General features: G+C 56.1%; 2 protein-coding genes. Both read left to right on the top strand.

Going from position 1 to position 2,062, the window contains the following annotated elements; translation table 11 throughout:
• The first annotated feature begins 84 nt into the window (after nt 1-84).
• Nucleotides 85-444, top strand: a complete 360-nt coding sequence (gene tnpB / locus FQ192_RS33805) for an IS66 family insertion sequence element accessory protein TnpB (protein WP_256672448.1) — start codon at nt 85-87, stop codon at nt 442-444.
• Between the two features lie 18 nt (nt 445-462).
• Nucleotides 463-2,016, top strand: a complete 1,554-nt coding sequence (locus tag FQ192_RS33800) for an IS66 family transposase (protein ID WP_149662278.1) — start codon at nt 463-465, stop codon at nt 2,014-2,016.
• Nucleotides 2,017-2,062: the final 46 nt, after the last annotated feature.

The raw sequence follows: 2,062 nt of genomic DNA, 5'->3' as shown, positions 1-2,062 counted from the left end.
GTAAGCGATCCATCGCCTACACATTCAAAGCCGCCAGTTGAAGCCTGATGCTGTGCTCCCGATTTCCATCAGGAGCCAGCAATCATGATGCGCCCCGACGCTAAAGTTGAAAAAGTTTATCTGTACCCCAAACCCGTGGACTTCCGAAAATCCATCGACGGTCTGTCCGCCCTCGTCGAATTAGATATCAAGGTCGCGGTGTTTGACCCCGTGCTGTTCGTCTTCCTGAATCGCCACCGTAATCGAGTGAAAATACTTTATTGGGAGCGCAACGGCTTTTGCCTTTGGCTCAAGCGCCTGGAGTCCGAACGTTTCAAAACCGCGCCCGATCCTACTGACGAACCGATTGTTTTGAGCGTGCAGGAATTGAATTGGCTGTTGGATGGTTTTGACCTGTGGAGGAACCGTCCGCATCAGGTTTTGACGCCGCGATTTGTCGCCTGATTGGGTATAATCCGGGCCATGACTTCCATGCCCGACAACCTCCCTGATGACCCTGTACGACTCAAGCAACTGCTGCTTGAGTCTCTCGCTCAGCAGGCCAAAACAGCTGAAGCGCTTCTGGCTCAACAAGGTCAGATTGTTGATCTGAAAGAACAGATCAAGCTATTGCGTCAACGTTTGTTCGGGCGCAAATCAGAACAAACAGTCGATCCGCAGACGCCGCAGCTCGCGCTCTTTAATGAGCCTGAAAGCCTCGCGGTTCCGGTCACCGATGAGTCTGACGAAGAAGTCGTCGCCCCGACCCCACGCCGTGGCAAACGCAAACCGCTGTCCGCCGACCTGCCGCGCATCGAAGTCATCCACGAACTGCCCGAACACGAACTGAGCTGTGCGTGCGGCTGTCGTAAACACGTCATCGGCGAAGAAACCAGCGAACAGCTGGAGATCGTGCCGATGCAGATCCGCGTGATCAAACACATCCGTAAGGTCTACGCTTGCCGTGGTTGTGAAACGGCACCGGTCACCGCCGACAAACCGGCTCAACTGATCGAAAAGAGCATGGCCAGCCCCAGTGTGCTGGCGATGCTGCTGACCACCAAATACGTCGACGGTTTGCCACTGTATCGGTTCGAAAAAGTACTTGGCCGACACGGCGTCGATATCCCCCGCCAAACCTTGGCGCGCTGGGTGATCCAGTGCGGCGAACACTTGCAACCGTTGCTGAATTTGATGCGCGACCGATTGCTGGAAAGTCCGGTGATCCACTGCGACGAAACGCGGGTACAAGTGCTGAAGGAACCGGATCGAGACCCGACCAGCCAGTCCTGGATGTGGGTCCAAGCCAGCGGCCCGCCTGAGCGTCCAGTTGTCCTGTTTGACTACACCACCAGCCGCGCGCAGGAGGTGCCACTGCGCCTGCTTGCCGATTATCGCGGCTACCTGATGACCGACGATTACGCCGGCTATAACGCCTTGGGCGCGCAGCCAGGTGTCGAGCGTTTGGGCTGCTGGGCACATGCGCGACGTAAGTTCGTCGATGCGCAAAAAGTGCAGCCCAAGGGTAAGACCGGGCGAGCCGACATCGCGCTGAACCTGATCAACAAACTCTACGGTATCGAACGCGAGTTCAAAGACGCCAGCTATGACCAGCGCTTTAGCGCTCGACAGGAAAAAGGTCTGCCGGTACTCGCAGAACTAAAAAGCTGGCTGGAGAAAACCCATCCCCAGGTGACGACGCAAAGTGCCTTGGGCAAGGCCGTCGGTTATTTGGCCAGCAACTGGAGCAAGCTTGAGCGTTACATTGAGGCCGGCTTCTTGCCCATCGATAACAACAAGGCCGAGAGAGCGGTAAAACCCTTTGTGATCGGTCGCAAAAATTGGATGTTCAGCGACACTCCCAAGGGCGCGACGGCCAGTGCGCAGATCTATAGCCTGGTCGAAACTGCCAAAGCCAACGGCCAAGAGCCCTATACGTGGCTGCGCCACGTACTTGAACGCCTGCCACAAGCTACTTCGGTAGAAGACTTCGAAGCCTTGCTGCCGTGGAACTGTTCCCCGACTATCTCGCGCTAAATGCACACATCGGTTTTTTGCCATGTGTGGTTTATGGGTCGCTTAC

This window comes from Pseudomonas sp. ANT_J12, from assembly GCF_008370045.1.
In the GTDB taxonomy this organism is placed as follows: domain Bacteria; phylum Pseudomonadota; class Gammaproteobacteria; order Pseudomonadales; family Pseudomonadaceae; genus Aquipseudomonas.
The sequence above is the reverse complement of the archived record's forward strand: the minus strand, read 5'-3'. Positions and strand labels throughout refer to the sequence as shown.

Coding starts and splice junctions, on each gene's coding strand:
- tnpB (WP_256672448.1), top strand. CDS start 85: ATGATGCGCCCCGACGCTAAAGTTGAAAAAGTTTATCTGTACCCCAAA.
- FQ192_RS33800 (WP_149662278.1), top strand. CDS start 463: ATGACTTCCATGCCCGACAACCTCCCTGATGACCCTGTACGACTCAAG.